The sequence below is a fragment of the Kitasatospora sp. McL0602 genome (assembly GCF_052076145.1).
Lineage (GTDB): Bacteria > Actinomycetota > Actinomycetes > Streptomycetales > Streptomycetaceae > Kitasatospora.
The window spans coordinates 5,643,366-5,668,009 of record NZ_CP197246.1 but is presented as its reverse complement, the minus strand read 5'-3'; the positions used below and the strand labels follow the sequence as shown (position 1 = coordinate 5,668,009).

At 70.7% G+C, this 24,644-nt stretch carries 24 protein-coding genes and 1 riboswitch; of the genes, 11 read left to right on the top strand and 13 right to left on the bottom strand.

All coding sequences use genetic code 11. The annotated features are described in order from the left end of the window. Window positions 1-303 precede the first annotated feature (303 nt). From ACR68M_RS25840 to ACR68M_RS25830, 3 genes are all read right to left on the bottom strand, one after another. Window positions 304-1,338 (bottom strand): NlpC/P60 family protein, encoded by a 1,035-nt coding sequence (locus ACR68M_RS25840; protein WP_441246507.1) that lies wholly within the window; start codon window positions 1,336-1,338, stop codon window positions 304-306. 220 nt (window positions 1,339-1,558) lie between these two features. Next, a complete protein-coding gene (locus ACR68M_RS25835) occupies window positions 1,559-2,860 on the bottom strand; it encodes an NYN domain-containing protein (protein WP_441251715.1) in 1,302 nt (433 codons plus the stop codon). A 368-nt stretch (window positions 2,861-3,228) separates the two neighbouring features. After that, window positions 3,229-3,468 carry a hypothetical protein gene (locus ACR68M_RS25830; RefSeq protein WP_441246506.1) on the bottom strand — a complete coding sequence of 80 codons (240 nt, stop codon included), beginning with the start codon at window positions 3,466-3,468 and terminating at the stop codon, window positions 3,229-3,231. A 153-nt stretch (window positions 3,469-3,621) separates the two neighbouring features. On the opposite strand from ACR68M_RS25830, the gene ACR68M_RS25825 reads away from it, so the two are divergent. Then, window positions 3,622-4,428: a rhomboid family intramembrane serine protease gene (locus ACR68M_RS25825; protein WP_441246505.1), complete on the top strand. Its 807-nt coding sequence runs from the start codon at window positions 3,622-3,624 to the stop codon at window positions 4,426-4,428. Further along, on the top strand, window positions 4,425-4,709 hold the full coding sequence (locus ACR68M_RS25820) for an Lrp/AsnC ligand binding domain-containing protein (protein WP_441246504.1): 285 nt from the start codon (window positions 4,425-4,427) through the stop codon (window positions 4,707-4,709). Before ACR68M_RS25825 ends, ACR68M_RS25820 begins: the two co-directional genes overlap by 4 nt. Before the next feature lie 23 nt (window positions 4,710-4,732). Here ACR68M_RS25820 and ACR68M_RS25815 read toward each other — a convergent pair whose 3' ends face one another. From ACR68M_RS25815 to ACR68M_RS25805, 3 genes are all read right to left on the bottom strand, one after another. Further along, a complete protein-coding gene (locus ACR68M_RS25815) occupies window positions 4,733-6,091 on the bottom strand; it encodes an aminotransferase class V-fold PLP-dependent enzyme (RefSeq protein WP_441246503.1) in 1,359 nt (452 codons plus the stop codon). Between the two features lie 52 nt (window positions 6,092-6,143). Then, window positions 6,144-6,261, bottom strand: a riboswitch (SAM riboswitch). Between the two features lie 75 nt (window positions 6,262-6,336). Further along, window positions 6,337-7,410, bottom strand: coding sequence for an anthranilate phosphoribosyltransferase (gene trpD / locus ACR68M_RS25810; protein WP_441246502.1), 1,074 nt, complete (start codon window positions 7,408-7,410; stop codon window positions 6,337-6,339). A gap of 139 nt (window positions 7,411-7,549) precedes the next feature. Beyond that, window positions 7,550-7,975, bottom strand: a complete 426-nt coding sequence (locus tag ACR68M_RS25805; protein WP_441246501.1) for a hypothetical protein — start codon at window positions 7,973-7,975, stop codon at window positions 7,550-7,552. A 428-nt stretch (window positions 7,976-8,403) separates the two neighbouring features. Here ACR68M_RS25805 and ctaE point away from each other — a divergent pair, with 428 nt between their 5' ends. The 5 genes from ctaE (at window position 8,404) to ACR68M_RS25780 (ending at window position 13,157) form a co-directional block, all read left to right on the top strand. Then, window positions 8,404-9,024, top strand: coding sequence for an aa3-type cytochrome oxidase subunit III (gene ctaE / locus ACR68M_RS25800; protein ID WP_441246500.1), 621 nt, complete (start codon window positions 8,404-8,406; stop codon window positions 9,022-9,024). Window positions 9,025-9,160: 136 nt separating this feature from the next. Continuing rightward, window positions 9,161-9,970, top strand: coding sequence for a cytochrome bc1 complex diheme cytochrome c subunit (gene qcrC / locus ACR68M_RS25795; RefSeq protein ID WP_441246499.1), 810 nt, complete (start codon window positions 9,161-9,163; stop codon window positions 9,968-9,970). An 8-nt stretch (window positions 9,971-9,978) separates the two neighbouring features. Next, complete coding sequence (gene qcrA / locus ACR68M_RS25790) at window positions 9,979-11,037, top strand: cytochrome bc1 complex Rieske iron-sulfur subunit (RefSeq protein ID WP_441246498.1); 1,059 nt, start codon at window positions 9,979-9,981, stop codon at window positions 11,035-11,037. Next, complete coding sequence (gene qcrB / locus ACR68M_RS25785; RefSeq protein ID WP_441246497.1) at window positions 11,034-12,692, top strand: cytochrome bc1 complex cytochrome b subunit; 1,659 nt, start codon at window positions 11,034-11,036, stop codon at window positions 12,690-12,692. The genes qcrA and qcrB overlap by 4 nt, the downstream gene beginning before the upstream one ends. A 93-nt stretch (window positions 12,693-12,785) precedes the next feature. Next, the gene (locus tag ACR68M_RS25780; RefSeq protein ID WP_441246496.1) at window positions 12,786-13,157 is read left to right on the top strand and encodes a GntR family transcriptional regulator; all 372 of its coding nucleotides are present in this window, start codon (window positions 12,786-12,788) and stop codon (window positions 13,155-13,157) included. Window positions 13,158-13,252: 95 nt separating this feature from the next. Here ACR68M_RS25780 and ACR68M_RS25775 read toward each other — a convergent pair whose 3' ends face one another. From ACR68M_RS25775 to ctaC, 4 genes are all read right to left on the bottom strand, one after another. After that, on the bottom strand, window positions 13,253-14,509 hold the full coding sequence (locus tag ACR68M_RS25775; RefSeq protein ID WP_441246495.1) for an Ig-like domain-containing protein: 1,257 nt from the start codon (window positions 14,507-14,509) through the stop codon (window positions 13,253-13,255). 176 nt (window positions 14,510-14,685) lie between these two features. Next, complete coding sequence (locus ACR68M_RS25770; protein ID WP_441246494.1) at window positions 14,686-15,102, bottom strand: cytochrome c oxidase subunit 4; 417 nt, start codon at window positions 15,100-15,102, stop codon at window positions 14,686-14,688. After that, window positions 15,102-16,883, bottom strand: a complete 1,782-nt coding sequence (ctaD, locus tag ACR68M_RS25765) for an aa3-type cytochrome oxidase subunit I (RefSeq protein WP_441246493.1) — start codon at window positions 16,881-16,883, stop codon at window positions 15,102-15,104. Before ctaD ends, ACR68M_RS25770 begins: the two co-directional genes overlap by 1 nt. After that, a complete protein-coding gene (gene ctaC, locus ACR68M_RS25760) occupies window positions 16,880-17,734 on the bottom strand; it encodes an aa3-type cytochrome oxidase subunit II (RefSeq protein ID WP_441246492.1) in 855 nt (284 codons plus the stop codon). The genes ctaD and ctaC overlap by 4 nt, the downstream gene beginning before the upstream one ends. Before the next feature lie 370 nt (window positions 17,735-18,104). Here ctaC and ACR68M_RS25755 point away from each other — a divergent pair, with 370 nt between their 5' ends. Further along, window positions 18,105-19,475, top strand: coding sequence for a cysteine desulfurase/sulfurtransferase TusA family protein (locus ACR68M_RS25755; RefSeq protein ID WP_441246491.1), 1,371 nt, complete (start codon window positions 18,105-18,107; stop codon window positions 19,473-19,475). A gap of 22 nt (window positions 19,476-19,497) precedes the next feature. On the opposite strand, the gene ACR68M_RS25750 is transcribed toward ACR68M_RS25755, so the two are convergent. Then, window positions 19,498-20,475 (bottom strand): carbohydrate kinase family protein, encoded by a 978-nt coding sequence (locus ACR68M_RS25750; protein ID WP_441246490.1) that lies wholly within the window; start codon window positions 20,473-20,475, stop codon window positions 19,498-19,500. A 225-nt stretch (window positions 20,476-20,700) separates the two neighbouring features. Here ACR68M_RS25750 and ACR68M_RS25745 point away from each other — a divergent pair, with 225 nt between their 5' ends. Both ACR68M_RS25745 and ACR68M_RS25740 read left to right on the top strand, forming a co-directional pair. After that, window positions 20,701-20,934 (top strand): hypothetical protein, encoded by a 234-nt coding sequence (locus ACR68M_RS25745; RefSeq protein WP_441246489.1) that lies wholly within the window; start codon window positions 20,701-20,703, stop codon window positions 20,932-20,934. A gap of 86 nt (window positions 20,935-21,020) precedes the next feature. Beyond that, complete coding sequence (locus tag ACR68M_RS25740) at window positions 21,021-21,623, top strand: hypothetical protein (RefSeq protein ID WP_441246488.1); 603 nt, start codon at window positions 21,021-21,023, stop codon at window positions 21,621-21,623. A gap of 95 nt (window positions 21,624-21,718) precedes the next feature. Here ACR68M_RS25740 and erpA read toward each other — a convergent pair whose 3' ends face one another. Next, window positions 21,719-22,075 carry an iron-sulfur cluster insertion protein ErpA gene (erpA, locus tag ACR68M_RS25735; RefSeq protein WP_441246487.1) on the bottom strand — a complete coding sequence of 119 codons (357 nt, stop codon included), beginning with the start codon at window positions 22,073-22,075 and terminating at the stop codon, window positions 21,719-21,721. 230 nt (window positions 22,076-22,305) lie between these two features. Between erpA and ACR68M_RS25730 the strand changes: the two genes are divergently transcribed. Next, window positions 22,306-23,214: a GNAT family N-acetyltransferase gene (locus ACR68M_RS25730; protein ID WP_441251714.1), complete on the top strand. Its 909-nt coding sequence runs from the start codon at window positions 22,306-22,308 to the stop codon at window positions 23,212-23,214. 4 nt (window positions 23,215-23,218) lie between these two features. Here ACR68M_RS25730 and ACR68M_RS25725 read toward each other — a convergent pair whose 3' ends face one another. After that, window positions 23,219-24,586: a pyridoxal phosphate-dependent decarboxylase family protein gene (locus tag ACR68M_RS25725; RefSeq protein WP_441246486.1), complete on the bottom strand. Its 1,368-nt coding sequence runs from the start codon at window positions 24,584-24,586 to the stop codon at window positions 23,219-23,221. Window positions 24,587-24,644 lie beyond the last annotated feature (58 nt).

Sequence of the window (24,644 nt, the reverse complement as noted above, 5' to 3'; positions counted from 1 at the left end):
GTGATCGACTGTGCGGTGGTTCGAGGCACGACCCTAGTAACGGAACCGTGATCCGTTCAAATCCTTGTCGGAAAAAAGTCTGAGCATGAGCCAAGTTCGATTGTGATTACGACCGAGCGTGACGATCCCTGCACGATCGGCTGACAAATGTTCAACTCCCGGTCATGAAACAGGCCCGTCGAAGGTGTCCCGGATCACAGGACGGTTTCGACGGGCCCGCGCGTGTCACTGGCCGTCAGATGTACCACCTGACAGCAGTTGTCCGCTTTTGCGGCATTCGACAGTGGGTCAGACGCGAGTGGGTCAGACGCGGCGGATGGTCTTGATGGTCAGCGTGTTGGCCGGCATCAGCTTCACCACGTCGCCGGTCTTCGGCGCGTGCACCACCATGCCGCCGCCGACGTACATCCCGACGTGGTGCGCGTCGTTGAAGAAGATGACGATGTCGCCGGGCTGGGCGTTGGCGATGTCGGTACCGACGTTCGTCCCGACGTGCGCCTGCTCCTGCGAGGTGCGCGGAAGCGAGACGCCCGCCTGCGCGTACGCCCAGACCATCAGGCCCGAGCAGTCGAAGGTGTTCGCACCCTCGGCGCCCCAGACGTAGTCGTGGCCGCGCTTGCTCAGCGCGGCGCTGACGGCCACGCCCGCGTAACCGCTCGCCTGCGGGAGGTCGGCGGGGAGGGGGCTGCGGGCGTCGCTGCGCGAGGCCCGGTCTGCCGCCAGCAGGGCGGCCCGGTCGGCGCTGCTGAGCTGGCTCAGCAGCGTGCGGGACTCCTGCAGCTTCTGCTGCACCTGCGCCTTGGCGTCGTTCAGGACCTTGGTGCTCTGGTCGAGCTCGGCGAGCACGTCCGCGGCTTCCTGCTTCTGCTGGTCCAGCCGGCGCTGCTGGTCCTTGAGGCCCTTCAGCGTCTGGGCCTGCGTCGCCGTGACCTCCTCGGCGCTGGAGGCCTGCGCCAGGTAGCCACTGGGGTCCGCGGAGAGCATCAGGGCGACCGAGGGGTCGATGCCGCCGTTGCGGTACTGCTCGCCCGCGACGGCCGCGAGGCCCGTCGCCAGCACGCTCATCTGCTCCTGGCCGCGGGCGACCTGGTCCTGCAGCTGGTCGGCCTGCTTGTGCAGCTGGTCGGCCCGCTCCTTGGCGCCGTTGTAGACCTCGGCGGCCTTCTCCTGGTCGTCGGTCAGCTTGTCGATCTGTGCCTTGACCTCGTCCTTGGACGGCTTGGCGGGCGCAGCGTGCGCGCTCACCTGGGCGGACAGGGCGACCGCGGTCGCTGCGGCAGCGGTCAGCACGGTGACCCGTGCGCGGCTCGGCTGCTTGGGGCGGCGGTGGGAGGCCAAGGGACTTGCTCCTTCTTCCTGCTGGACACACCCGTTCGGGCGACTGTCCGGAAAATAGGTTTGACGCCAGACCCTAGTGAAGTTGACGGATTAACGCCACTCTCCTGCCCCTACGAACTTCCCCATCGGGACAGGCTTTCACCGCACCCACACATCCCCGCCATGTCGGGCCGGTGAAGCCCCGTCAGCTGCGGGATCAGCTGCCGGATCAGCTGTGCGATCAGCTGCGCGAGAGCCGGTTGAGCAGCAGCACCGATGCGACCGGCCGGGCCCCGGCCTTGCGGACGCCGTCGGCGACCTCCCGGTCGGCGGAGACCACCACCACCGGCCTGCCCTGCGGCTCGGCCCGCACCAGCCGGCGGATGAGCTCGTCCGCCGTCTCCCCCGTCCGGCTGAAGCGCACCCGGACGCCGCGCGGCGGCGCCATGATCACGGGCACGTCCAGGTCCTGCCCGTCGAACACACAGGTGACCTCCGCCTGGGTGCGCTGGGCCAGCATCGCCAGCCCGCCGAGCAGTCTGATCCGCTGCTGCTCCAACGGCAGCGCCGGGTAGCCGGTCTTGGTGACGTTGTAGCCGTCCACCACCAGGTGCACCTGAGGGATCGCCAGCAGCTGGTCGAGCAGCGCCGGGTCGTCCTCCGCCAGCGCCCGCCGGGCGATGTCGTGCGGCGAGGCCGAACCCGGCACCACCGCCTCCACCAGATCGGCCGGGTGGATCTGGGAGACCGGCAGCGCCAGCTCCCGCTGGAGGCCCTGCGCCGACTGCAGCACGGTGTCCAGCAGCAGCCGCAGCCGCATCTCCTCCACCGTGCGGCCCTCGCGAGCCGACCGGCGCCCGGCCTCCAAGGCCGTCTCCAGCTCCGAGACCCGGTGCCGCAGCCGCCGCGCCTCGCTCTCGGCGGCGCTGCGCTCGGCCGAGGTCAGCGCCCTCGCCGCGTCCAGCTCGGACTGCAGCTTGCGCGCCTCCGCCTGCGCCCGCCGGGTGTCGCTCTCCAGGCTGCGCACCTTCTTGCGCAGCGACTCCGCCTCCCGCCGCACGCTCTCGCCCTCGGCCCGCTGACGGTCCAGGTCGGCCCGCGAGTGGGTCCGCAGCTCGGCCAGCTCGGCCTGCAGCTTCTCCACCAGCCGGGTCGCCTCGGCGGCCATCCCCTCGGCGCCCGCCCGCTCGACCTGCTCACCGGCGTCGGCGACGAGCCGGCTCCAGCCGGCCGGGCGCAGCAGGTACGCCGCGGCGGCGACGTCCATCGGGTCGGCGGCGCCGGGCACGCTGCCCGCCTCCAGGGCCTTCACCAGATCGGGCTGCCCCAGCCGCAGCCGGTCCGCTATCCGCACCCGGAAGGCGGGCTCGGCCTCCAGCGCGGCGGCCAGCGCCGGGGCGGCGTACTTCGCCCGGCGGGCCGGGGTGAACTTCGCGTACTGGCGCAGCGTCGCGGGCAGTTCGGCCGCCGGGAGGCCGCCCAGCGCGTCGGCGGCGATGCCGACCACCCGACGGCGGACGCCCTCGGGGAGCGGCCGGTCCAGCCGCTCGACGGACGCCGCGGTCTCAGCAGCAGGCTCAGCAGTCGGCTCAGCGGCCGGTTCCGGAGCCTGCTCCGGGGCCTGCGAGAGCGCGTCGGCGGTCTCGGTGCCGGGCTCGGCGGGCGGCTGCCCCTGCGGCTCGGCGGGCCCCCTCGCTTCGTCCACCACGTCCTCGGCTCCGATTCTGCTCTGCGGGGTCCGTGCGGCCCGGTGCCGCTGCCCTCAAACCCACCGCTCTCTGCAATTGTCCCGGGTACCGTGCCCCACCCGGGACCACGCCACACTCCGGCCCGGACCGAGGAGTACCGATCCTGCACCCGGACGGCCGTCCCCCGGCCGGACCGGCCAGGAGTCGGCTGCTCAGCGCCTGCTCAGTCCTCGGCGCCGGGGCGCGCCACCAGCTCGACCTGGTCGACGGCGTTGCACCAGCGGCAGCGGACGGACTCCAGCGTCTCGGTGACGACCTCGGTCTCCTCCACCTTGGCCTCACCGGCCAGGTCGAAGTGCAGGAACTCGATCACCTTGGACGACCTGGTCACGTCGAAGCGGGTCAGGTTGCCGCAGAGCGTGCAGCGCCAGCGGGTCTCAGCGGTAGGGGCGGCGATGGTCATCGGGAGGTCCTCTCGGCTGTCACCCAGTTCTGGATGGAGGCAAGCCTATTGCCTGGCCTCACCCCCCTGTTCACCGGTCCGGACGCTCAGGCGCGTTAACCCACACGCAGTACACCCCGTGTCGGCACCGACCCCTGGAGGAATGCTCGCCCTATGGCGCTCTCCGTCCTCGACCGGCTCGGCACCCGTGACGCCGACCCGGCAGCCCGGCGGCCGGTGGTCACCCTCGCGCTGATCGCCCTGAGCGCCCTCGTCCTGCTGACCGGCCCGAGCTTCGGCCTCAACCCCGGCTACGGCACCGGGCAGGCGAGGGTCTGCGCCGAGCAGCGGTACGAGCAGCGCTGGGGCGCCGTACCGGTCGAGCTGACGACCGGCCACCCCCTGACCGCCGATCGGCTCGCCGCCCTGCCCAGGGCCACCCCCGACTGCGAGGTCTCCCCCACTCCGGCCAAGATCCCGGTTCTCTCGGTCCTCAGTTCGCTCTTCGTCCACGCGGGCTGGCTGCACCTGCTGGGCAACGTGCTCTTCCTCTTCGTCTTCGGCCCCGGCGTGGAGGAGCGCTTCGGCCGGATCCGCTTCCTGCTGCTCTACCTGGCCATGGGCTACCTCGCCACGTACGGCTACGCCCTCGCCGAGACCCACACGACGGACAGCGTCCGGGCCGTGGTCGGCGCCTCGGGCGCGATCGCCGGGGTGCTCGGCGCCTACCTGCGGCTCTATCCGCACGCCCGGGTCACGACGCTGGTGCCGCTGCTCCTCTTCCTCCCGCTGCGGCTGCCCGCCTGGCTCGTCCTGGGCCTCTGGTTCGTGCTCCAGTGGTGGTCCGTGCACACCGGCGGGCCCGGCGTGGCCTACCTCGTCCACGTGATCGGCTTCTCCGCCGGGTACCTGACCGTCTGGGCCGTGACGGTCCGCCGGATACGCTGGCAGCGACCCCCACGGCAAGGAGAGCCCGAGTGATCACCGCGATCGTTCTGATCAGGACCAGCGTCGACCGCATCCCCGAGATCGCCGAGGCGATCGCGGCGATCGAAGGCGTCAGCGAGGTGTACTCGGTGACCGGCGGCTACGACCTGGTCGCCATGGTCCGCGTCCGCCGCCACGACGACCTCGCCGCGGTGATCCCCGGCCAGCTCAACAAGGTCCCCGGCGTCGAACACACCGAGACCCAGATCGCCTTCCGCACCTACTCCCAGCACGACCTCGAGGCCGCCTTCGCCCTCGGCTTCGACGACGAGTAACCGCTCACCAGGGGCGTGGAGCCCTACCGCCGGGTGTCGGCCACGCAGCGGCCGCCCTCGTTGCGGTAGCTCCACGCCGCGCCGTCCGTGACCAGCTCCCGGACGGCGGCGAGGAAGCGGTCCAGGTGCTCCTCCGGGGTGCCGGCGCCGAAGCTGACCCGGATGGCGTTGAGGCTGCGCTCGCCCGGGAGCGACGGCTCCGGCGCGCCGCACTCGGACGGCGCGGCGTCCTCCCCGCCCAGCAGCGTCCGCACGAGCGGGTGCGCACAGAACAGCCCGTCCCGGACGCCGATGCCGTACTCGGCCGAGAGCGCGGCGGAGAAGTGCGAGCTGTTCCACCCCTGCACCACGAACGACAGCACCCCGACCCGGGCCGCGTCGTCGCCGAAGAGGCTGAGCACCTTGACCTCGGGGATCGCCGCCAGCCCGGCCTTCAGTCGGGCGATCAGCGCCTGCTCGCGAGCCTCCAGCGCGTCGAACCCGGCCTCGGTGAGCGCCCGGCAGGCGGAGGCGACGGCGTATGCACCGATCACGTTCGGCGAGCCGGCCTCGTGCCGCGCGGGGCCGCTGTGCCACTCGACGGCCACCGAACCGTCGGCCTCCCGGGCGACGGTACGGCTGGCGCCGCCACCCGCGAGGTACGGCTCCGCCGCGTCCAGCCAGTCGGCCCGGCCGGCCAGCACGCCGGCGCCGAACGGCGCGTACAGCTTGTGGCCGGAGAAGGCCACCCAGTCGACGCCCGACTCCCGGACGGACACCCGGTGGTGGGGGGCCAGCTGGGCGGCGTCCAGGACGACGCGGGTGCCGTACCGGTGCGCGGTCTCGGTCAGCTCGGCGACCGGCCACAGCTCGCCCGTCACGTTGGAGGCGCCGGTGACGCAGAACAGCTTGGGGCCCTCGGGGGCGGCGGCCAGGGCCTCCGCCAGGCGGGCGACGGCCTCGGCGTGCGAGCGCGGGGCGCGGAGGTAACTGACCGTCAGGCCCGCCCGGCGCCAGGGCAGCAGTGAGGCGTGGTGCTCGGTCTCGAAGGCGAACACCCGGGTGCCCTCGGGGAGCACCCCGGCGAGCAGGTTCAGCGAGTCGGTGGTCGCCCGGGTGAAGACGACCTGGTCGCCCTCCCGCAGGTCGAGGAAGTCCTCGACCGTGCGGCGGCTCTGCTCGAAGAGGTCGGTGGAGAGCTGCGAGAGGTACCCGGCGCCGCGGTGCACGCTGCCGTAGTACGGCGCGTAGGCGGCGACGTCGTCCCAGACCCGCTGGAGCGCCGGGGAGCTGGCGGCGTAGTCGAGCGCGGCGTACTCGACCTTCTCACCGGAGACCAGCGGCACCTGGACATCGTGGCCGAGGACGGCGAGCGGGGCGCAGAGTTCGGTGGCGACGGACATGAGGGTGCACTCCTTCGGGGACAGGACCCCGGGAGTGCAGAGAGACACCGGTGGTCCGCGCTTGCCACGCGGACGGATCGCCGCGGAGCCCGGTCCTCACCCAGGGCACCCCGCCACGGACGGAGGGTTGCCGGACAGCAAGCTGGGGCTTGTCGCTGTCACTCATGACCTGTCCCCGACTCTAAGCAGCAGACCAGCACGTGGTCAAACACCCGTCCGCCATCCGAGACCCCCGCCGTCCCTACTCAGCGCAGCGAGGCCTCCGCCCAGGCCTTGAGGGTCGCCTCCGCCGCACCGGAGTCGATGGCCGTCGCCGCCCGTTCCATCCCGGCGGCGAGCTGCTCGGTCAGCGGAGCGTCCGTCAGGTCCAGTGCCGCCAGCCCGGCGGCGGTGTTGAGCAGCACCGCGTCACGGACGGCGCCGCGCTCGCCCGCGAAGACCCGGCGGGCGACGGCGGCGTTGTAGGTGGGGTCGGCGCCGCGCAGCGCCGAGATCTCGACCAGCTCGATGCCGACGTCCCGGGGGTCGAAGGCGGTCTCCTGGACCTTGCCGTCCTTCACGATCCACACCTGCGAGGTGGTGCAGGTGGTCAGCTCGTCCAGCCCGTCGTCGCCGCGGAAGACCAGGGCCGAGTGGCCGCGCTGGGCGAAGACCCCGGCGATCAGCCCGGCGAGCCGGGTGTCGAAGCAGCCGACGGCATGGGCGGTGACGCGGGCGGGGTTGGTGAGCGGCCCGAGGATGTTGAAGGCGGTGGGCACGCCGAGTTCGCTGCGGGTGGGGCCGGCGTGCCGCATCGCGGGGTGGAACCTGGCGGCCGCGCAGAAGGTCAGCCCGACCTCCTCGGCGATCTCGGCGACCCGGCGGGGGGTGATGTCGGGGCTGATGCCGAGCTTCTCCAGCACGTCGGTGGAGCCGCTGGCGGAGGAGGCGGCCCGGTTGCCGTGCTTGACGACCTTGGCCCCGGCCGCAGCCGCGACGATCGCCGACATGGTGGAGATGTTGACGGTCTTGGCGCGGTCGCCGCCGGTGCCGACGATGTCGACGGCGGGGCCGGGGATGTGCAGCGGCTCGGCGTGCGCGTACATCGCCTCGGCCAGGCCGGAGACCTCCTCGACCGTCTCGCCCTTGGCCCGCAGCGCGATCATGAACCCGGCGATCCGGACCGGCCCGGCCTCGCCCCGCATGATCCGGTCCATCGCCCAGGCGGTGTCCTGCTGGGTGAGGTCGGCGCCGCTGAGCAGCGTGCCGAGGAGATCCGGCCAGGTGCGGACCACCTGCGCGGGGTCGCTACCGCCGTTCGCAGGCTGCACGTTCACCATGGCTGACTCCAGCTCTCATCGCTTCATCGAACAAGGGACGGAGTCAGCCTAGCGAGCGGCACCGCACCGGTGCCGGAGTCTTCGGGTGTCTTCTCTCCTACTGAGACAACCCGTGCGGGACAACCCTCGGCGGCCGCCGCTAGTGCGCCGCCGGCGTCCGCCCCGCGCAGCGGGCCCGCAGCAGCGTCTCGGCCGCCCCCACGAGGGCGACCGGGTCGACGGGGTGCGGGACGGCGGCGTCGGCCCGGCTCCAGGCGGCCAGCCAGGAGTCCTGCGGCCTGCCGATCAGCACCAGCACCGGCGGGCAGCCGTAGATCTCGTCCTTGACCTGCCGGGCGACGCCGAGTCCGCCGGCGGGGGTGGCCTCGCCGTCCAGGACGCAGAGGTCGACGCCACCCTTCTCCAGCGCCTTCATGACGGCGGGCAGCGTCGCGCACTCCAGGTACTCGAGCTCGGGGAGATCGGCGGCCGGGCGCCGGCCGAGCGCGAGCGACACCTGCTCACGGGTGTTGCGGTCGTCGCTGTAGACAAGAACAGTGAGCGTCTCGTCGGTCGTGTGCGCCATGGGTCCTGCTCCCCGGGACTCGTCCTCTTATACGACTTACTCATAGCCGACCCGGATGTGACCCGGGCCACGTTCACTTCCGGATGCTACTCCCGAGCACCCCTCGCGGTGACCCCTTGACGCGATCTCTCTCAAGCCGCCGCGCGGGAGCCGTCGCCCACCTGGAGGACGGTCCGTCACCCTGGCGCACTTACATCACCCGTACGGCTCACCTGCTAGCGCACCGCACCCGCCACCAGGCGGAGGGACACGCCGGGCAGCCGGGTGAGCACGGCCCTCCGACCCCTCCGAAGAACTGTCAGAAAACGGACACCAGCCCCTCAGGCCCCTCGTCGGACGCCCCGTCGGACCTCAACAGGGCATACCGCACGCACCGGACACTCCGAGGTACACCCCCCGGCGTGAAGACGGAATAAGGGACCGACATAATGTCCGTCGTGGCGACAGCAACAGCAACAGAAACCGGACACGCGCACGGAGCGGTCAACAGGCCGAACCTCGTCAGCGTCGGAACCATCGTCTGGCTGAGCTCCGAGCTGATGTTCTTCGCGGCCCTCTTCGCGATGTACTTCACGCTCCGCTCGGTCAAGGGCCCTGAGTTCTGGGCGGAGAAGGCTCACGCCCTCAACGTCCCCTTCTCCTCGGTGAACACCACGATCCTGGTGCTCTCCTCCCTCACCTGTCAGCTCGGCGTCTTCGCCGCCGAGCGCGGTGACGTGAAGAAGCTCCGCTCGTGGTTCTCCATCACCTTCGTGATGGGCGCGATCTTCATCGGCGGCCAGATCTTCGAGTACACCGAGCTGGTCAAGAAGGACGGCCTCTCGCTGTCCTCCGACCCGTACGGCACGGTGTTCTACCTGACCACCGGCTTCCACGGCATGCACGTGACGGGTGGTCTGATCGCCTTCCTGCTGGTCCTGGGACGGACGTACGCAGCCAAGCGGTTCACGCACGAGCAGGCCACCGCCGCGATCGTGGTGTCGTACTACTGGCACTTCGTCGACGTCGTGTGGATCGGCCTGTTCGCGACCATCTACCTGATCAAGTAACCAGCTGATCAGGTCGCTGGCTGCCGGCGGACACGCAGGTGCCTGACCGCCGACCGCGCGCATCCCCAGCCGGGTAGAAGCCCCGGCACCCGGGCGCACTCACCAGCCGACCAGATCCTGACACCGGGGTTATTCCGTGAAAAAGCTCTCCGCACGACGGCGCCACCCATTGGCGGCGCTGGTCGTCCTACTCTTCGCCCTGGCGGTGACCGGGGGGCTGTACGCCGCGTTCGTGCCCGCCCAGGCGGCTCAGGCCGACACCTCGGCGCAGTCGCTCGCGATCGACGAGGGCAAGCGGCTCTTCGCCGTCGGCTGCTCGTCCTGCCACGGCCTCAACGGCCAGGGCAGCTCCGACGGTCCGAGCCTGGTCGGCGTGGGCTCCGCCGCGGTCGACTTCCAGGTCGGCACCGGCCGCATGCCCGCGCAGCAGCCCGGCGCCCAGGTGCCGCGCAAGAAGGTCATCTACTCCCAGACCGAGATCGACCAGCTCGCCGCCTTCGTGGCCTCCCTCGGCCCCGGCGCGGTCGTCCCGACCCCCGAGCAGTACACCTCGACCAACCCGAACGACGTGTCGAAGGGTGGCGAGCTGTTCCGCACCAACTGCGCGCAGTGCCACAACTTCGCCGGTTCGGGTGGCGCCCTGACGCAGGGCAAGTACGCGCCGTCCCTGGACGGTGTGGACGCCAAGCACATCTACGAGGCCATGCAGACCGGCCCGCAGAACATGCCCTCCTTCCCCGACACCACCATGCCGGAGGAGCAGAAGCGTCAGATCGTGGCCTTCGTCCGCCACACCACCAACGACGAGCCCAACCCCGGCGGTCTCGCCCTCGGCAGCCTCGGTCCGGTGACCGAGGGTCTGTTCGGTTGGATCTTCGGTCTCGGCGCTCTCATCGCGGTCGCGATCTGGGTCGCCGCCCACACCACCAAGGCCAAGAAGTCATGAGCCACGAGATGCCTGAAGAGAAGTTGCCCCAGGCGCACGACGCCTCCCACGGCAGCGAGGTCGCCGTGAACGGCGACCCGTTCGCCGACCCGGGCCTGCCGGCCCACGAGCCGCGCCGCACCGACATCGACGAGCGGGCCGCCAAGCGGGCCGAGCGCCAGGTGTCGCTGATGTTCGTGGTGTCGATGCTGGCCACCGTCGGGTTCATCGCGAGCTACGTGGTCTTCCCGATCGACAAGATCGTCTACGTCTTCCCGATCGGTCACGTCAGCGCGCTGAACTTCGCGCTCGGCCTGACCCTGGGCGTGGCGCTGTTCTGCATCGGCGCGGGCGCGGTCCACTGGGCCCGCACCCTGATGTCGGACCACGAGCTCCCCGCCGAGCGTCACGCGATCGAGGCCGACGACGAGGTCCGCGCGGACGTCATCGAGCAGTTCCGCACGGGTGCCGCGGAGTCCGGCTTCGGCCGCCGCAAGATGATCCGCAACACCATGATCGGCTCGATGGCCCTGGTGCCGCTCGCCGGCGTCGTGCTGCTGCGCGACCTGGGCCCGCTGCCCGAGAAGAAGCTCGCGCACACCGGTTGGATCGAGGCCACCTCGGTCAAGCCCATCCAGCTCATCAACATGAACACCGATGAGCCGATGAAGGCCGAGGACATCCAGATCGGCTCGCTCACCTTCGCCAAGCCCGAGGGCCTGACCGAGGCGGACGAGAAGTTCCAGGAGAAGATCGCCAAGGACGCCCTGATGCTCATCCGGATCGCTCCGGAGGACATCAAGGACGACAAGTCCCGCGACCTGGGCTTCGAGGGCATCCTCGCCTACTCGAAGATCTGCACGCACGTCGGCTGCCCGATCAGCCTCTACGAGCAGCAGACCCACCACGCGCTGTGCCCCTGCCACCAGTCGACCTTCGACCTGGCGGACGGCGCCCGCGTGATCTTCGGGCCGGCCGGTCACCCGCTGCCGCAGCTGAAGATCACCACTGACGAGAAGGGCTTCCTGGTCGCCACCGGCGACTTCGCGGAGCCCGTCGGCCCGAGCTACTGGGAGCGCTCCGCATGAGTTCCGCGAGCAGCGCCACCTCCGGCGCGACCAAGCCGAGCAGCACGCGAGCCAAGCCCGCCAACAAGGCGGAGGCGGCTGCGGACTACCTCGACGGCCGGCTGGGGATCTACTCCCTCGCCAAGGCCAACCTGCGCAAGATCTTCCCGGACCACTGGTCCTTCATGCTCGGCGAGATCTGCCTCTACACCTTCGTCATCATCATCCTGACGGGCGTCTACCTGACGCTCTTCTTCAAGCCCAGCATGGGCGAGGTCGTCTACCACGGCACCTACGCCCCGCTGAACGGCATCAAGATGTCCGAGGCCTACGCCTCGACGATGGACATCAGCTTCGAGATCCGCGGTGGCCTGCTGATCCGTCAGATCCACCACTGGGCCGCGATCGTGTTCGTCGCCGCGATGCTCGTGCACATGATGCGCGTGTTCTTCACCGGCGCGTTCCGCAAGCCCCGTGAGATCAACTGGGTCTTCGGCTTCCTGCTGCTCTTCCTGGGCATGTTCGACGGCTTCATGGGCTACTCCCTCCCGGACGACCTGCTCTCCGGTACGGGCATCCGCTTCATGGAGGGCGCCGTCCTGGCGATGCCGCTGGTGGGCTCGTACCTCCAGATGTTCATCTTCGGCGGCGAGTTCCCCGGCACCGACATCGTGCCGCGGCTCTTCACCGTGCACGTGCTGCTCATCCCGGGCATCATGCTCGGCCTGCTGGTGGCCCACCTGATCCTGGTCTTCTACCACAAGCACACGCAGTTCGCGGGTGCCGGCAAGACCGAGGAGAACGTCGTCGGCATGCCGCTCATGCCGGTCTACATGGCCAAGGCCGGTGGCTTCTTCTTCCTGGTGTTCGGCCTCATCGCCGCCATCTCGGCGATCGCCACCGTCAACCCGATCTGGGCCTACGGCCCGTACCGCCCCGACCAGGTGTCCACCGACGCCCAGCCGGACTGGTACATGGGCATGCCCGAGGGTCTGATCCGCGCCATGCCCGGCTGGGAGATCCCGATCTGGGGCCACACCCTCAACCTGGGTGTGTTCATCCCGCTGATGCTCTTCCCCGCGGTGCTCTTCTCGATCGCCTTCTACCCCTTCATCGAGGCGTGGATCACCGGCGACAAGCGTGAGCGCCACATCCTGGACCGCCCGCGCAACGCGCCCGTCCGCACCGCTGTCGGCGCGGCCTGGATCAGCGAGTACATCGTGCTCCTGATCGGCGGTGGCAACGACCTCGTCGCGACCCACCTGCACCTCTCGATCAACGACATCACGTACTTCGTCCGGGTGTCCTTCTTCGTGATGCCGGTGATCGTCTTCTTCATCACCAAGCGCTGGTGCCTCGGCCTGCAGCGCCGCGACAAGGAGAAGGTGCTGCACGGTCGCGAGACCGGCGTCATCAAGCGCCTGCCGCACGGTGAGTTCGTCGAGATCCACGCGCAGCTGCCGCAGGACAAGCTCTTCAAGCTCACGGCCCACGAGCAGCAGCAGCCGCTGGAGCTCCCGGCCGAGGTCGACGAGAACGGCGTCAAGCGCAAGGTCGGCCAGGCCACCAAGCTCCGCGCCAAGCTCTCCAAGGGTTACTTCGCCGAGGGCAACCAGATCAACAAGCCCACGGCCGAGGAGCACCACGAGATCACCAGCGGCCACGGCCACCACTGATCCCGGCCGGTCCGATCCGCCACCTGAGGCCCCTTCCCCGGCACCCGCCGGGGAAGGGGCCTCGGCCGTTCCCCCAGGAGCCCAGGAGCCCCCATGCAGCTGACGATCGACCCCGCCGCCGCCACGCCCCCGTACGAGCAGCTCCGCGCCCAGATCGCCGACCAGGCCCGCACCGGCACCCTCCCGACCGGCCTGAAGCTCCCCACCGTCCGCGCCCTGGCCGAGGAACTCGGCCTGGCCCCCAACACCGTCGCCCGCGCCTACCGCGAACTCGAGGCCGACGGAGTCGTGGAGACCCACGGCCGCCGCGGCACCCTCGTCGCCGCCCCCGGCGACACCGCCCACCGCCTCGCCGCAGGCGCGGCGGCCGAGTACGCGGAGCGCGCCCTCCGCCTGGGCATCACCCACGACGAAGCCCTGGCGGCAGCAGCCAACGCCATCGCGCTCGCGTACGGGACGGGCTGACGTCAGGGGGCGCGGGGAACTGCGCGAGCAACCGTGCACCTTCGTGGGTGCCTGGTCGCGCAGTTCCCCGCGCCCCCTGAGGTTGGCCGTAAGCGTCAGATCTCGGGCGACGGACCGTCCGTCAGAGCGCTGGTCTCCAGCGGGCCGGCCGTGGAGACGGGCTGGCCCAGGGCGCTGTGCTTGACCCAGCTGTCCCAGGCGATGTTCCAGTCGCCGAAGCCGTTGCCGAAGGGCTCCATCTGGGCGCCGAGGCTGTTGACGACCTGGACGATGTCGCCGACCCGGGTCTGGTCGAAGAACCACTTGGCGTTGTCGGTGCTCATCCCGGTGCAGCCGTGGCTGACGTTCTCGACGCCCTGGGAGCCGACCGACCACGGCGCCGCGTGGACGTACTCGCCGCTCCACGTCACCCGGGTCGCCCAGTGGACCTCCAGGTCGTACGCCTCCTTGCTGCCCGTCGCGATGCCGATGGTCTCGCCGTTCATCCGGACGAGTGACTCCTGGCCGAGCACCACCTTGATGCCGTTGCGGGTGGAGAAGCCGGGCTTGCCGGTGGTGACCGGGATGGTGGTCACCACCTGGCCGTTCCGGCGGTACGTCAGTTGGTGGGCGGCGGCGTCGACCACGGCCTCGACCCGGTCGCCGATCCGGAAGCTGCGGCTGCCCGGCTCCCCCACGTACCGGCCGTCGGAGACCTTGGCCCCCGGCCGGTCGTAGCTCAGCTTTATCCGGGCGCCGGCCGGCCAGTACTCCTGTGGGCGGAAGTGCAGGTTCTTGTCGTCGACCCAGTACCAGGCGCCGGACACGGCGGGCTCGGAGACGACCTTCAGGCTCTTCTCGATCTCCTGCCGGGCTCCGGGCTCCTTGACCGCCTCGGAGAGCTGCACGGTGAGCGGCTGGCCGACGCCGTAGATGCCGCTGCCGGAGGAGTCGGGCCCGAGCTGGGCGGTGATCTGGTCCGTCGGGGTGAGGGTGCCGAAGGTGCCGGAGGTCTCGCCCCGGCCGCCCTTGCCGTCGTCGGCGGTGACCTTGACGGTGTAGCGGGTACCGGCCCGGAGGCCGCCGGCGGCCTGCCAGCTGTGCTGGTCGGCCGCGAGCCGCCCGGCCACCGTCCGGCCGTCCGCCGAGCTCAGCGTCACGTCGGTGAGCCGGCTGCCCGGCTCGGCGGTGACGGTGAAGGGCTGGGACGGGTCCACGTCGCCCGCGGAGGGCAGGTGCACCAGCGCACCGACGTCCACCGCCGTGGGTGCCCCGACGGTGTCGTCCGGGCCCTGCGAGGAGCATCCCGCGACCGGCGCCAGCAGCGCCAACGCCGCCGTGGCGACCCCGCACCGGAGAAGTCTGCCTGTCATCATCGCTGCCTCCAAGGGGTCCGATGATCTAACAGATCGTAGGAACGTGCCGCGACACACGGCACTCCCACAGCCCCGAACGGGTGAGCGGACGACGGTCGGCGGACGACGGACACGGCAAAGGGCCGGGCACCCCCGAAGGGATGCCCGGCCCGGTGCGCGGTGCGGAGGGGAACCTACTGGTTCTGGTCCTCGCCCCGGTAGAACTCGAAGACCCAGCCGTAGAGGCCGATCAGGATGATCGGGATCGACCAGTACAGCAGCCACCAGCCGAAGATGACGCCCATGAACGCGAGCGCGCCACCGATGGCCAGCGAGAGCGGCTGCCAGCTGTGCGGAGCGAAGAAGCCCACCTCGCCGGCGTCGTCGGCGACCTCGGCCTCGGGGTTGTCACCCGCGCCGCTGTCCACCCGACGGGCGGTGAAGGCGAGGTAGTAACCGATGAAGGCGCAGAGGCCGAAGGCCAGGAAGAGCGCCGTGGTACCGGCGGCCTCCGTGCCGTGCTCGCTGTGCGAGGTCCACAGGCCGTACGTGATCGCCATCGCCAGGATGAAGACCGCGAAGCCGAGGAAGATCTTGCCCTGTTCCTTCATCAGCCGTTGCCTTCCTTCTTCTTGGCGTCCAGCTTCGGGGCGTCGTACGAAGCGGGGGTCACACCGGCGAAGTGCTTGGGCAGCTCGCCGTGGTGCTCCAGGTAGTCCAGCGCCGCGATGTCCGGGTGGTGCAGGTCGAACGCCGGGGATTCGGAGCGGATCCGGGGCAGGGTGAGGAAGTTGTGCCGCGGCGGCGGGCAGGAGGTCGCCCACTCCAGCGAACGGCCGTAACCCCACGGGTCGTCGACCTCGACCTTCTCGCCGTACTTGGCGGTCTTCCAGACGTTGTAGAGGAACGGCAGGATCGACATACCGAGCAGGAAGGAGCCGATGGTCGAGACGGTGTTCAGCGTGGTGAAGCCGTCCGAGGCCAGGTAGTCGGCGTAGCGGCGGACCATGCCCTCCGCGCCGAGCCAGTGCTGCACCAGGAAGGTGGTGTGGAAGCCGATGAACAGCGTCCAGAAGGTGATCTTGCCAAGGCGCTCGTCGAGCATCTTGCCGGTCATCTTCGGCCACCAGAAGTGGAAGCCGGCGAACATCGCGAAGACGACGGTGCCGAAGACCACGTAGTGGAAGTGCGCCACGACGAAGTACGAGTCCGAGACGTGGAAGTCGATCGGCGGGGAGGCGAGCAGAACGCCCGTCAGACCGCCGAACAGGAAGGTCACCAGGAAGCCGACCGTCCACAGCATCGGAGTCTCGAAGCTCAGCGAGCCCTTCCACATCGTGCCGACCCAGTTGAAGAACTTCACACCGGTCGGGACGGCGATCAGGAAGGTCATGAAGGAGAAGAACGGCAGCAGCACCTGGCCGGTGACGTACATGTGGTGGGCCCACACCGTCACGGACAGACCGGCGATGCCGATGGTCGCGGCGATCAGGCCGGAGTAGCCGAACATCGGCTTACGGCTGAAGACCGGGATGATCTCCGACACGATGCCGAAGAACGGCAGCGCGATGATGTACACCTCGGGGTGGCCGAAGAACCAGAAGAGGTGCTGCCAGAGCAGTGAGCCACCGTTGGCCGGGTCGAAGACATGTGCCCCGAATTTCCGATCCGCCTCCAGCGCGAAGAGCGCGGCGGCGAGGACCGGGAAGGCCAGCAGGACGAGCACGGCGGTGAGCAGGACGTTCCAGACGAAGATCGACATCCGGAACATCGTCATGCCGGGCGCGCGCATGCAGATGATGGTGGTGATGAAGTTGACCGCACCGAGGATCGTGCCGAAGCCGGAGAAGGCCAGACCCATGATCCACATGTCGGCGCCGACACCCGGCGAGCGGACGGCGTCCGACAGCGGGGAGTAGGCGAACCAGCCGAAGTCGGCCGCGCCCTGCGGGGTGAGGAAGCCACCGACCGCGATCGTCGAGCCGAAGAGGTACAGCCAGTACGCGAACATGTTCAGCCGCGGGAAGGCGACGTCGGGGGCGCCGATCTGGAGCGGCATGATCCAGTTCGCGAAGCCGGCGAAGAGCGGCGTCGCGAACATCAGCAGCATGATCGTGCCGTGCATCGTGAACGCCTGGTTGAACTGCTCGTTCGAGAGGATCTGCGTCCCCGGACGGGCGAGCTCGGCGCGCATGACGAGGGCGAGAATGCCACCGATCAGGAAGAACGCGAACGAGGTACCGAGGTACATCGTGCCGATCGTCTTGTGGTCGGTGGTGGTCAGCCACTTGATGATGGTCGAACCCGGCTTGCGGGTGCGCTCTGCCCCGCCGACCGTGACCGAGGCCCCGTGTGCCCCGCCGGCAGCGGCGGGCTCGTTGAGGATAGTCACTTCTCTTCACTTCCCATGGTCGTGATGCCCGAAGGCACCGCGCCGGTCTGGCCCTTGGCCCGCAGCTCCTTGAGGTGCTGCTCGTACTCGTCGTGGGTCACGACGTGGACGTTGAACAGCATCCGGGAGTGGTCGACGCCGCAGAGCTCGGCGCACTTCCCCTTGAAGGTGCCCAGCGCGGTCGGGGTGACCTCGAACTTGTTCACGACACCCGGCACGACGTCCATCTTCATCATGAAGTTGACGGGCCAGAAGTCGTGGATGACGTCCCGCGAGGTGAGGCGGAACTGCACCGTCTCGTTGATCGGCAGCCACAGCGTCGGCGGCTCGGCCGGCGTGCCGACCTCGTACGCGGCGTCGGTGTTCGCCGGGTCGGGGTTCTCGGTGTTCTCGTAGTTGAACGCCCAGCTCCACTGGAAGCCGACCACGTTGACGAAGTGCTGCGGCTTCGCCGACACCGTGGTCAGGCGCGACTCGTCGCGGGCGACGAAGTAGAAGAGCACCGAGACGATGACGATGGGGACCGCGGTGTACAGCGCCTCAAGGGGCACGTTGTACCGGGTCTGCGGGGGGAGCTCCACACCGGTGCGCTTGCGCCGGTGGAAGATCACGCTCCAGATGATCAGACCCCACATCAATGCACCGATCACCAGCGCCGCGATCCAGGAGCCCTGCCACATGTGAAGGACCAGGGGCCCTTCCTTCGTGACCGGGCTCGGGAGGCCAAGCCTGGGGAGGTCGTTGGCCGAGCAGCCGGTAGCGGTCGCGATGACGAGGCCCAGTGCCAGCGCCTGAGGCAGCTTCCGCCGCATCGTGCGCCGCGGCGAGCGGTCGGAGCCGTTGGGACTCACGTAGCGCCTTCCCGAAGTCTCGCCCGCGATCGCGTCGCCCCAAGGAGTGCTGTGCGCCTCCCCGGCGACCCGCCCACGGGCACGGTTTGAATGCTTATGCGGGCCAAACCCTACTCCAGCCTTATGCGCTCCTGACGGGCAGGTCCCGGTAACGCGCCGCCTGGCTACCCGATCAGCCCCGGCACTGACGGAGTCGCAGGTCATCGCAGGCTTACGAGGCTCGCACACCCGATCGGGGGACGGCGCTGCGACACATGGGTGACGGACCGTCGGACACTCCGAGAACCGGACAAAAAGGGTCATTGCCTGACGGCCAGTGAGCCGGAATAGGGTGGGTCGCGTGCCTCTTACCGACGCAGCCTATTTCGACGTGGCCTCGACCGCCCCGCTGCACCCCGTCGCCCGGCAGGCCCTGCTCGCCGCCCTCGACGAGGGCTGGGCCGACCCCGCCCGGCTCTACCGCTCGGGCCGGCAGGCCCGGATGCTGCTGGACGCCGCTCGCGAGACCGTCGCCGAGGTGCTCGGCGCCCGGCCCGACGAGATCTCCTTCACCGGCAGCGGCACCCAGGCCGTCCAGCTCGGCATGCTGGGCGCCCTGAAGGGCAACCGCCGCCGCGGCGCCCACCTGGTGCACTCCGCTGTCGAGCACTCCAGCGTGCTGCACACCGCCGAACTCCACCTCGCCCAGGGCGGCGAGGTCAGCACCGCCCCCGCCGACCGCCTCGGCCGCGTCGACCCGGCCGGGTACGAGCTGCGCCAGGACACCGCCCTCGCCGTCCTCCAGACGGCCAATCACGAGGTCGGCACCCTCCAGCCCGTCGAGGAGACGGCGGCCCGCTGCGCCGCCGCCGGAGTCCCACTGCTGGTCGACGCCGCCCAGAGCGCCGGCCGCCTGCCCGTCCCGCCCGGCTGGTCACTGCTCACCGCCAGCGCCCACAAGTGGGGCGGCCCCGCCGGGGTCGGCGTGCTCGCCGTCCGCAAGGGCGTCCGGTACTCCTCCCCGCTGCCCGCCGACGAACGAGAGAACGGCCGCGTCCCCGGGTACGTCGACGTCCCCGCGATCGTCGCGGCCGCCGCCTCGCTGCGGGCCGTCCGCGCCGAGGCCGAGACCGCGAACGCCCGGCTGCACGCCCTGGTCGAGCGCATCCGGGCCCGCGTCCCGCAGCTCGTCCCCGAGGTCGAGGTGGTCGGCGACCCGGCCCGGCGGCTGCCGCACCTGGTCACCTTCTCCTGCCTCTACGTGGACGGGGAGGTGCTGCTCACCGAGCTCGACCGGGCGGGCTTCGCCGTCTCCTCCGGCTCCTCCTGCACCTCCAGCACGCTGACGCCCAGCCACGTGCTGGCCGCGATGGGCGTCCTGACCGAGGGCAACGTCCGGGTCTCGCTCCCGTACGGCGCCTCCGAGGCCGAGGTGGACCGCTTCCTCGACGTCCTCCCCGGCCTGGTGGCCGGCATCCGCGCGCCCCTGGGCCTCGACCTCCCGCCCGTCGCGCCGATGCGGCAGACCCTGGTCATCGACGCCCTGGGCAAGCTCTGCCCGCTCCCGGTCATCGAACTCGCCAAGCACCTGACGGACGTGACCCCCGGCGGCACGATCGCCGTCCTGGCCGACGACGAGGCGGCGCGGCACGACATCCCGGCCTGGTGCAGCATGCGCTCGCAGGAGTACGTCGGCGAGGCCCCGGCCGCCGACTACGGCGCGGACCGGGGCACCGCCTACCTCGTGAAGCGGATCAGCTGACAGTCACAGCCGGGGCGTGAGGCTACTTGCTGAGCTTCGCGGCGACCTCGGCCGCGGCCGCTCCTCCGTACGCCACCGCGAAGCGCTCCAGGAAGGTGCTGTGGCGCAGCTCGTACTCCTGGGTGCCGACGGTCTCGATGACCAGGGTCGCCACCATGCAGCCGAGCTGCGCCGAGCGCTCCAGGCCGAAGCCCCAGGAGAGGCCCGCGAGGAAGCCGGCCCGGAAGCCGTCGCCGACGCCGGTCGGGTCGGCCTTGCGGTCCTCGGAGGGGCAGCCGACGGTGATGTCGGGCTCGCCCTTGCGCTCGATCCGGACGCCCTTGGGGCCGAGGGTGGTGATGCGGGTGCCGACCCGGTCGAGGATCTCCTCGCCCGACCAGCCGGTCTTGCTCTCGATCAGCGCGGCCTCGTACTCGTTGGTGAAGAGGTACGCGGCGCCGTCGACGATGTCGCGGATGTCCTCGCCCGCCAGGCGGGCCAGCTGCTGCGAGGGGTCGGCGGCGAAGGCGTAACCGCGGGTGCGGCACTCCTGGGTGTGCCGGACCATCGCCTGCGGGTCGTCGGCGCCGATCAGGACGAGGTCGAGGCCGCCGACGCGGTCGGCGACCGGCTTGAGCTCGATGTTGCGGGCCTCGGCCATCGCGCCCGTGTAGAACGAGGCGATCTGGTTGTGGTCCTCGTCGGTGGTGCACATGAAGCGCGCGGTGTGCCGGGTCTCGGAGATGTGCACCGAGTCGGTGTCGACGTTGTTGCGGCCCAGCCAGCTGCGGTACTCCTCGAAGTCCGCACCGGCGGCGCCGACCAGGATCGGCCGCAGGCCGAGTACGCCCATGCCGAAGGCGATGTTCGGCGCGACGCCGCCGCGGCGGATGTCGAGGGTGTCGACCAGGAACGAGAGCGAGACCGTGTGGAGCTGCTCGGCGACCAGCTGGTCGGCGAAACGCCCGGGGAAGGTCATCAGGTGGTCGGTTGCGATCGAGCCGGCGACGGCGATACGCACGAGAGGTCTCCTCAGAGGTGGCCCAGGGCCGAGAGCTGTGGACAGAACCCCCACACGGTACCGGGCCGGGCCCCGTCGGCCCTAGTGCGAGTCGGGCCCGGGGCCGCCCGCCCCGTACGAGTGGCTACCCCGGAGTAGCTCTGGCCGGGCGCCGCGTGGCGGCCTAGGGTCACAAGCACGGGGGCCGGAGACCGGCCCCGCGTGCGATCGGAGCGATGAGCGATGATGCCCAGCCACCCCACCCTGCGGCCGAGCCGCAGCCCGTACGCGCCCGCGACCGGGAAGGGTGACAGCGACCCCGACAGCCTTGACGCACTGGTCAGCACCTCGCGCCGGATGGGCCGGTTCTGGCCCTCCCCCGCCCCGCGCCCCGAGCCCGCCGCGACGATCCCCGTCGGGGTGTCCGTACCGTCCCGGGCGCAGCGGCTGGTGGCGGGGATGGCCGACTACGCGAACTGACGTCGGGAACCGAATTCCTCCGAGGCACGTCAAACCCGCGCAGTGCCGCTGGAGTGGCACGCGTGGACCTCTGGAGGAAGCACACCATGGACGAGAACACCTCAGTGGCACCGGCGGCCCGCAGGCGGCGCGCGGCCGCCCTGGCCGGGCTGCTGCTCGCCGCCGGGGCGCTCACCGCCTGCAACTCGGGCAGCGGAGGCACGGGGGCCAGCGCCTCGATGACCACCCCGCCGGCGAGCACCTCCGCCGGCACCCCGTCGACCGGCAGCTCCACCGGCACCCCGTCGGCGCCTCCGGCCACGCAGTCGCCGGTGCAGAGCCCGACGTCGGGCACGTCCACCCCGGCCACCAGCCCGACCAACCCGGGCATCGCCAGCGGTGAGCCCGCCCCGGTCAAGCTGCTGCCCGCGCTCGGTTACACCAGCCAGGGGACGACGCTGACCGTCTACTTCTACGGCGGCACTTGCGAGCAGTACGGGCTGAAGGCGGACGAGTCCAAGCCCGGCCAGGTGTCGGTGCGGGTGGTGGTCACCAAGGCCGCGACGCCCGGCCGGGTCTGCTCCCAGCTGGTGAAGAAGGACGCCGTCACCACCCAGCTCAGCCACCCGCTGGAGGGCCGCACGGTGATCGACCAGTCCAACGGCCAGGAGGTCCCGCTGGACTCGGGCCCGGCGGGCGGCCCGCAGTAGCGCGTACGGAAACGCGAGAGGCGGCCCCGGGTGATCCCGGGGCCGCCTCTCGCGTACTGCTGACCGACTGTGCTGCCGATCAGCTGTGCTGCCGACTAGCTGAAGCTGTCGCCGCAGGCGCAGGAGCCGGTGGCGTTCGGGTTGTCGATCGTGAAGCCCTGCTTCTCGATGGTGTCGACGAAGTCGACGGTGGCGCCGCCCAGGTACGGGGCGCTCATCCGGTCGGTGACGACCTTCACACCGTCGAAGTCCTTCACGACGTCGCCGTCGAGCGAGCGCTCGTCGAAGAACAGCTGGTAACGCAGGCCCGAGCAACCGCCCGGCTGGACGGCGACGCGCAGCGCGAGGTCGTCACGGCCCTCCTGGTCCAGCAGGCCCTTCACCTTGGCCGCAGCGGAATCGGTAAGGAGCAGACCACTCTCGACGGTGGTCTTCTCGTCCTGGACGGTCATCTGCTTACTCCCGGTCTTCGACGGCGATCTGCCGACAGTGCCAACCAGCGGCTGCCCGGTTTCAATTCCCGGCTCGGCCGTCCTGGCGAATCTGTGGTGGGTCTCTTGGGGGGTACTGCTCACAACCCACTCCCCCACGCACCCATGCTCGCACACCCCGGGGCCTCGGTCACCGCCCGATCGTGCCGTTCCGGCCCCGGGCGGCGGCCCCGGCCGCCAGGATGGACGCCGTGCTCATTCGCCAACTCCAGGACACCGCAGCCGATGCCGAGGCGGTGCAGTCCGTCGTGCGCCGCGCCTTCGACGACAGCCCGGACGTGATGCCCGACACTCGTCCCGGCCCCGGCCCCGGCCCCGGCCCTGCCCTCGGCCCCGACCCGGCGGCCGAGGTGCTGCGGCTGGCCAGGACCCGGCACCTGACCAGGACGGACCCGGGCGGCTGCTGGATAGCCGAGCAGGACGGCCGGCCGGTCGGTGCGGCGCTGTCGCTGCGGCGGGAGGGTGTCTGGATGCTGTCGCTGTTCGCGGTGCTGCCCGGCGCGCAGGGCTCGGGGGTCGGCCGGATGCTGCTGGAGCGGGCCGCCGGGCACGGCCGGGGCTGCCTGCGGGGGCTGCTGTGCGCCTCGCCCTCGCCCGCCGCGGCCCGCCGCTACCGGCAGGCCGGGTTCACCCTGCACCCGACGATGCGGCTGACCGGCAAGGTCGACCGCACCCGGCTGCTGGACCCGGGCGACATCCCCGTGCACCCCGGCGGCGCCGCCCAGACCCATCTGCTGGACTCGATCGACCGACGGCTGCGGGGCTCCGCCCACGGCCCGGACCACGCCTTCATGCTGGCCCACTTCGAGGAGCTGCTGATCGCGGACACCCTGGCCGGGAGCGGGTACTGCTACCGCGACGGCGGCGGTGTGAAGCTCCTCGCGGCGACCTCCAAGCGGATCGCCACCCGGCTGCTCCGCGAGGCGCTGGCCCGCGTCCCGGACGGCACCGAGGCCCAGGTCGAGTACCTCACCGCCGACCAGGAGTGGGCGGTCGACGTGGGTCTCGATCTGGGCCTCGCGCTCGGCACGGAGGGCTATCTGGCCGTCCGGGGGATGAAGCCCCCGGCGCCGTACATCCCGAACGGCGCCTTCCTCTGAGCACTCACGCCATGGTGGCGAGGATCTCGTGGACCATCTCCATCGTGGTGCCCGGGTGCAGGAAGGCGAACCGGGCGACGGTCTCGCCGTCCCAGCCGGTGGGGGTGACGAAGCCGATCTGGTCGGCGAGCAGCTGCTGCGACCAGCGGTAGTAGTCGGCGTTGGTCCAGCCCTTGCGGCGGAAGCAGACGGCGGAGAGCTGCGGGTCCTGCAGCAGCTCAAGGTGCTCGGTGTCGCGGATCACCTGGGCGGTGTCCCGGGCCAGCTTGAGGCCCTCCTCGATCGCGTCGGTGTACGCCTGGGTGCCGTGCACCGCGAGCGAGAACCAGAGCGGCAGGCCGCGGGCGCGGCGGGTGAGGTGGTAGGCGTAGTCGGTGGGGTTCCACTCGTCGCCCTCGGTGTGCAGGACGTCCAGGTAGGAGGCGTCCTGGGTGTGCACGGCGCGGGCGAGCTGCGGGTTGCGGTAGAGCAGCGCCGCGCAGTCGAAGGGCGCGAAGAGCCACTTGTGCGGGTCGACGACGAAGGAGTCGGCGTGCTCGATGCCGTTGTAGCGCTCCCGCACGGAGGGGGCGAAGAGCCCGGCGCCGCCGTACGCACCGTCGACGTGGAACCAGAGACCACGCTCACGGGTGACCTCGGAGAGGCCCTGGAGGTCGTCGACAATGCCCTCGTTGGTGGTGCCGGCCGTGCCGACGACCGCGATCACCGTCTCCGGGTTCGGGTCGGCGGCCAGCGCGGCGCGCAGCGCCTCGCCGGTGAAGCGGCGGTCGACGGCCGGGACGGGGAAGGCCTCGACGCCGATGATGTTGAAGGTGTTCTTTACCGAGGAGTGCACCTGGTCGGCGACGGCCACCCGCAGCCGCACCTCCGGGCCCACGCCCAGCTTGCGGCGGGCGGTGTCCCGGGCGACGACGAGGGCGGAGAGGTTGCCCGCCGAGCCGCCGGAGACGAAGGTGCCGCCCGCCGTGTCGGGCAGCCCGGCCCGGTCGGCTATCAGGCGCAGCACCTGGTTCTCGGCGGCGATCGCGCCGGCCGCCTCCAGCCAGGAGATGCCCTGCAGCGAGGCGCAGGAGACGACCATGTCGAAGAGCAGCGCGGCCTTGGTCGGGGCGCAGGGGATGAAGGAGAGGTAGCGCGGGCTGTCGGCGGAGATGACGGCGCGGGACAGCTCGTGGTCGTAGAGCTTGAGCACGTCGGCGGCGTTGTTGCCGTGCTCGTTCAGCAGCCCGGCCAGGTGGGTGCGCAGGTGGTCGCCGTCACCGGGGTGGTCGAGCGGCACGGGGTCGTACTGCAGCCGCTCGCGCATGTAGTCGAACACCAGGTCGACCAGCTCGTTGTCGGGCCGGTGCATGCGGTTGGGTGCTGCGGACACGGTGGTGCCTCTCGCTGAGGGTCTCGGGACGACCGGGGCGGACGGGGCCTGCCGGACA

Coding starts and splice junctions, on each gene's coding strand:
- trpD (WP_441246502.1), bottom strand. CDS start 7,410: ATGGTGAACGTGCAGCCTGCGAACGGCGGTAGCGACCCCGCGCAGGTG.
- ACR68M_RS25775 (WP_441246495.1), bottom strand. CDS start 14,509: ATGACAGGCAGACTTCTCCGGTGCGGGGTCGCCACGGCGGCGTTGGCG.
- ACR68M_RS25805 (WP_441246501.1), bottom strand. CDS start 7,975: ATGGCGCACACGACCGACGAGACGCTCACTGTTCTTGTCTACAGCGAC.
- ACR68M_RS25825 (WP_441246505.1), top strand. CDS start 3,622: ATGGCGCTCTCCGTCCTCGACCGGCTCGGCACCCGTGACGCCGACCCG.
- ACR68M_RS25780 (WP_441246496.1), top strand. CDS start 12,786: ATGCAGCTGACGATCGACCCCGCCGCCGCCACGCCCCCGTACGAGCAG.
- ACR68M_RS25740 (WP_441246488.1), top strand. CDS start 21,021: ATGGACGAGAACACCTCAGTGGCACCGGCGGCCCGCAGGCGGCGCGCG.
- ACR68M_RS25770 (WP_441246494.1), bottom strand. CDS start 15,102: ATGAAGGAACAGGGCAAGATCTTCCTCGGCTTCGCGGTCTTCATCCTG.
- qcrB (WP_441246497.1), top strand. CDS start 11,034: ATGAGTTCCGCGAGCAGCGCCACCTCCGGCGCGACCAAGCCGAGCAGC.
- ACR68M_RS25830 (WP_441246506.1), bottom strand. CDS start 3,468: ATGACCATCGCCGCCCCTACCGCTGAGACCCGCTGGCGCTGCACGCTC.
- ACR68M_RS25815 (WP_441246503.1), bottom strand. CDS start 6,091: ATGTCCGTCGCCACCGAACTCTGCGCCCCGCTCGCCGTCCTCGGCCAC.
- qcrA (WP_441246498.1), top strand. CDS start 9,979: ATGCCTGAAGAGAAGTTGCCCCAGGCGCACGACGCCTCCCACGGCAGC.
- ctaE (WP_441246500.1), top strand. CDS start 8,404: ATGTCCGTCGTGGCGACAGCAACAGCAACAGAAACCGGACACGCGCAC.
- ACR68M_RS25745 (WP_441246489.1), top strand. CDS start 20,701: ATGCCCAGCCACCCCACCCTGCGGCCGAGCCGCAGCCCGTACGCGCCC.
- erpA (WP_441246487.1), bottom strand. CDS start 22,075: ATGACCGTCCAGGACGAGAAGACCACCGTCGAGAGTGGTCTGCTCCTT.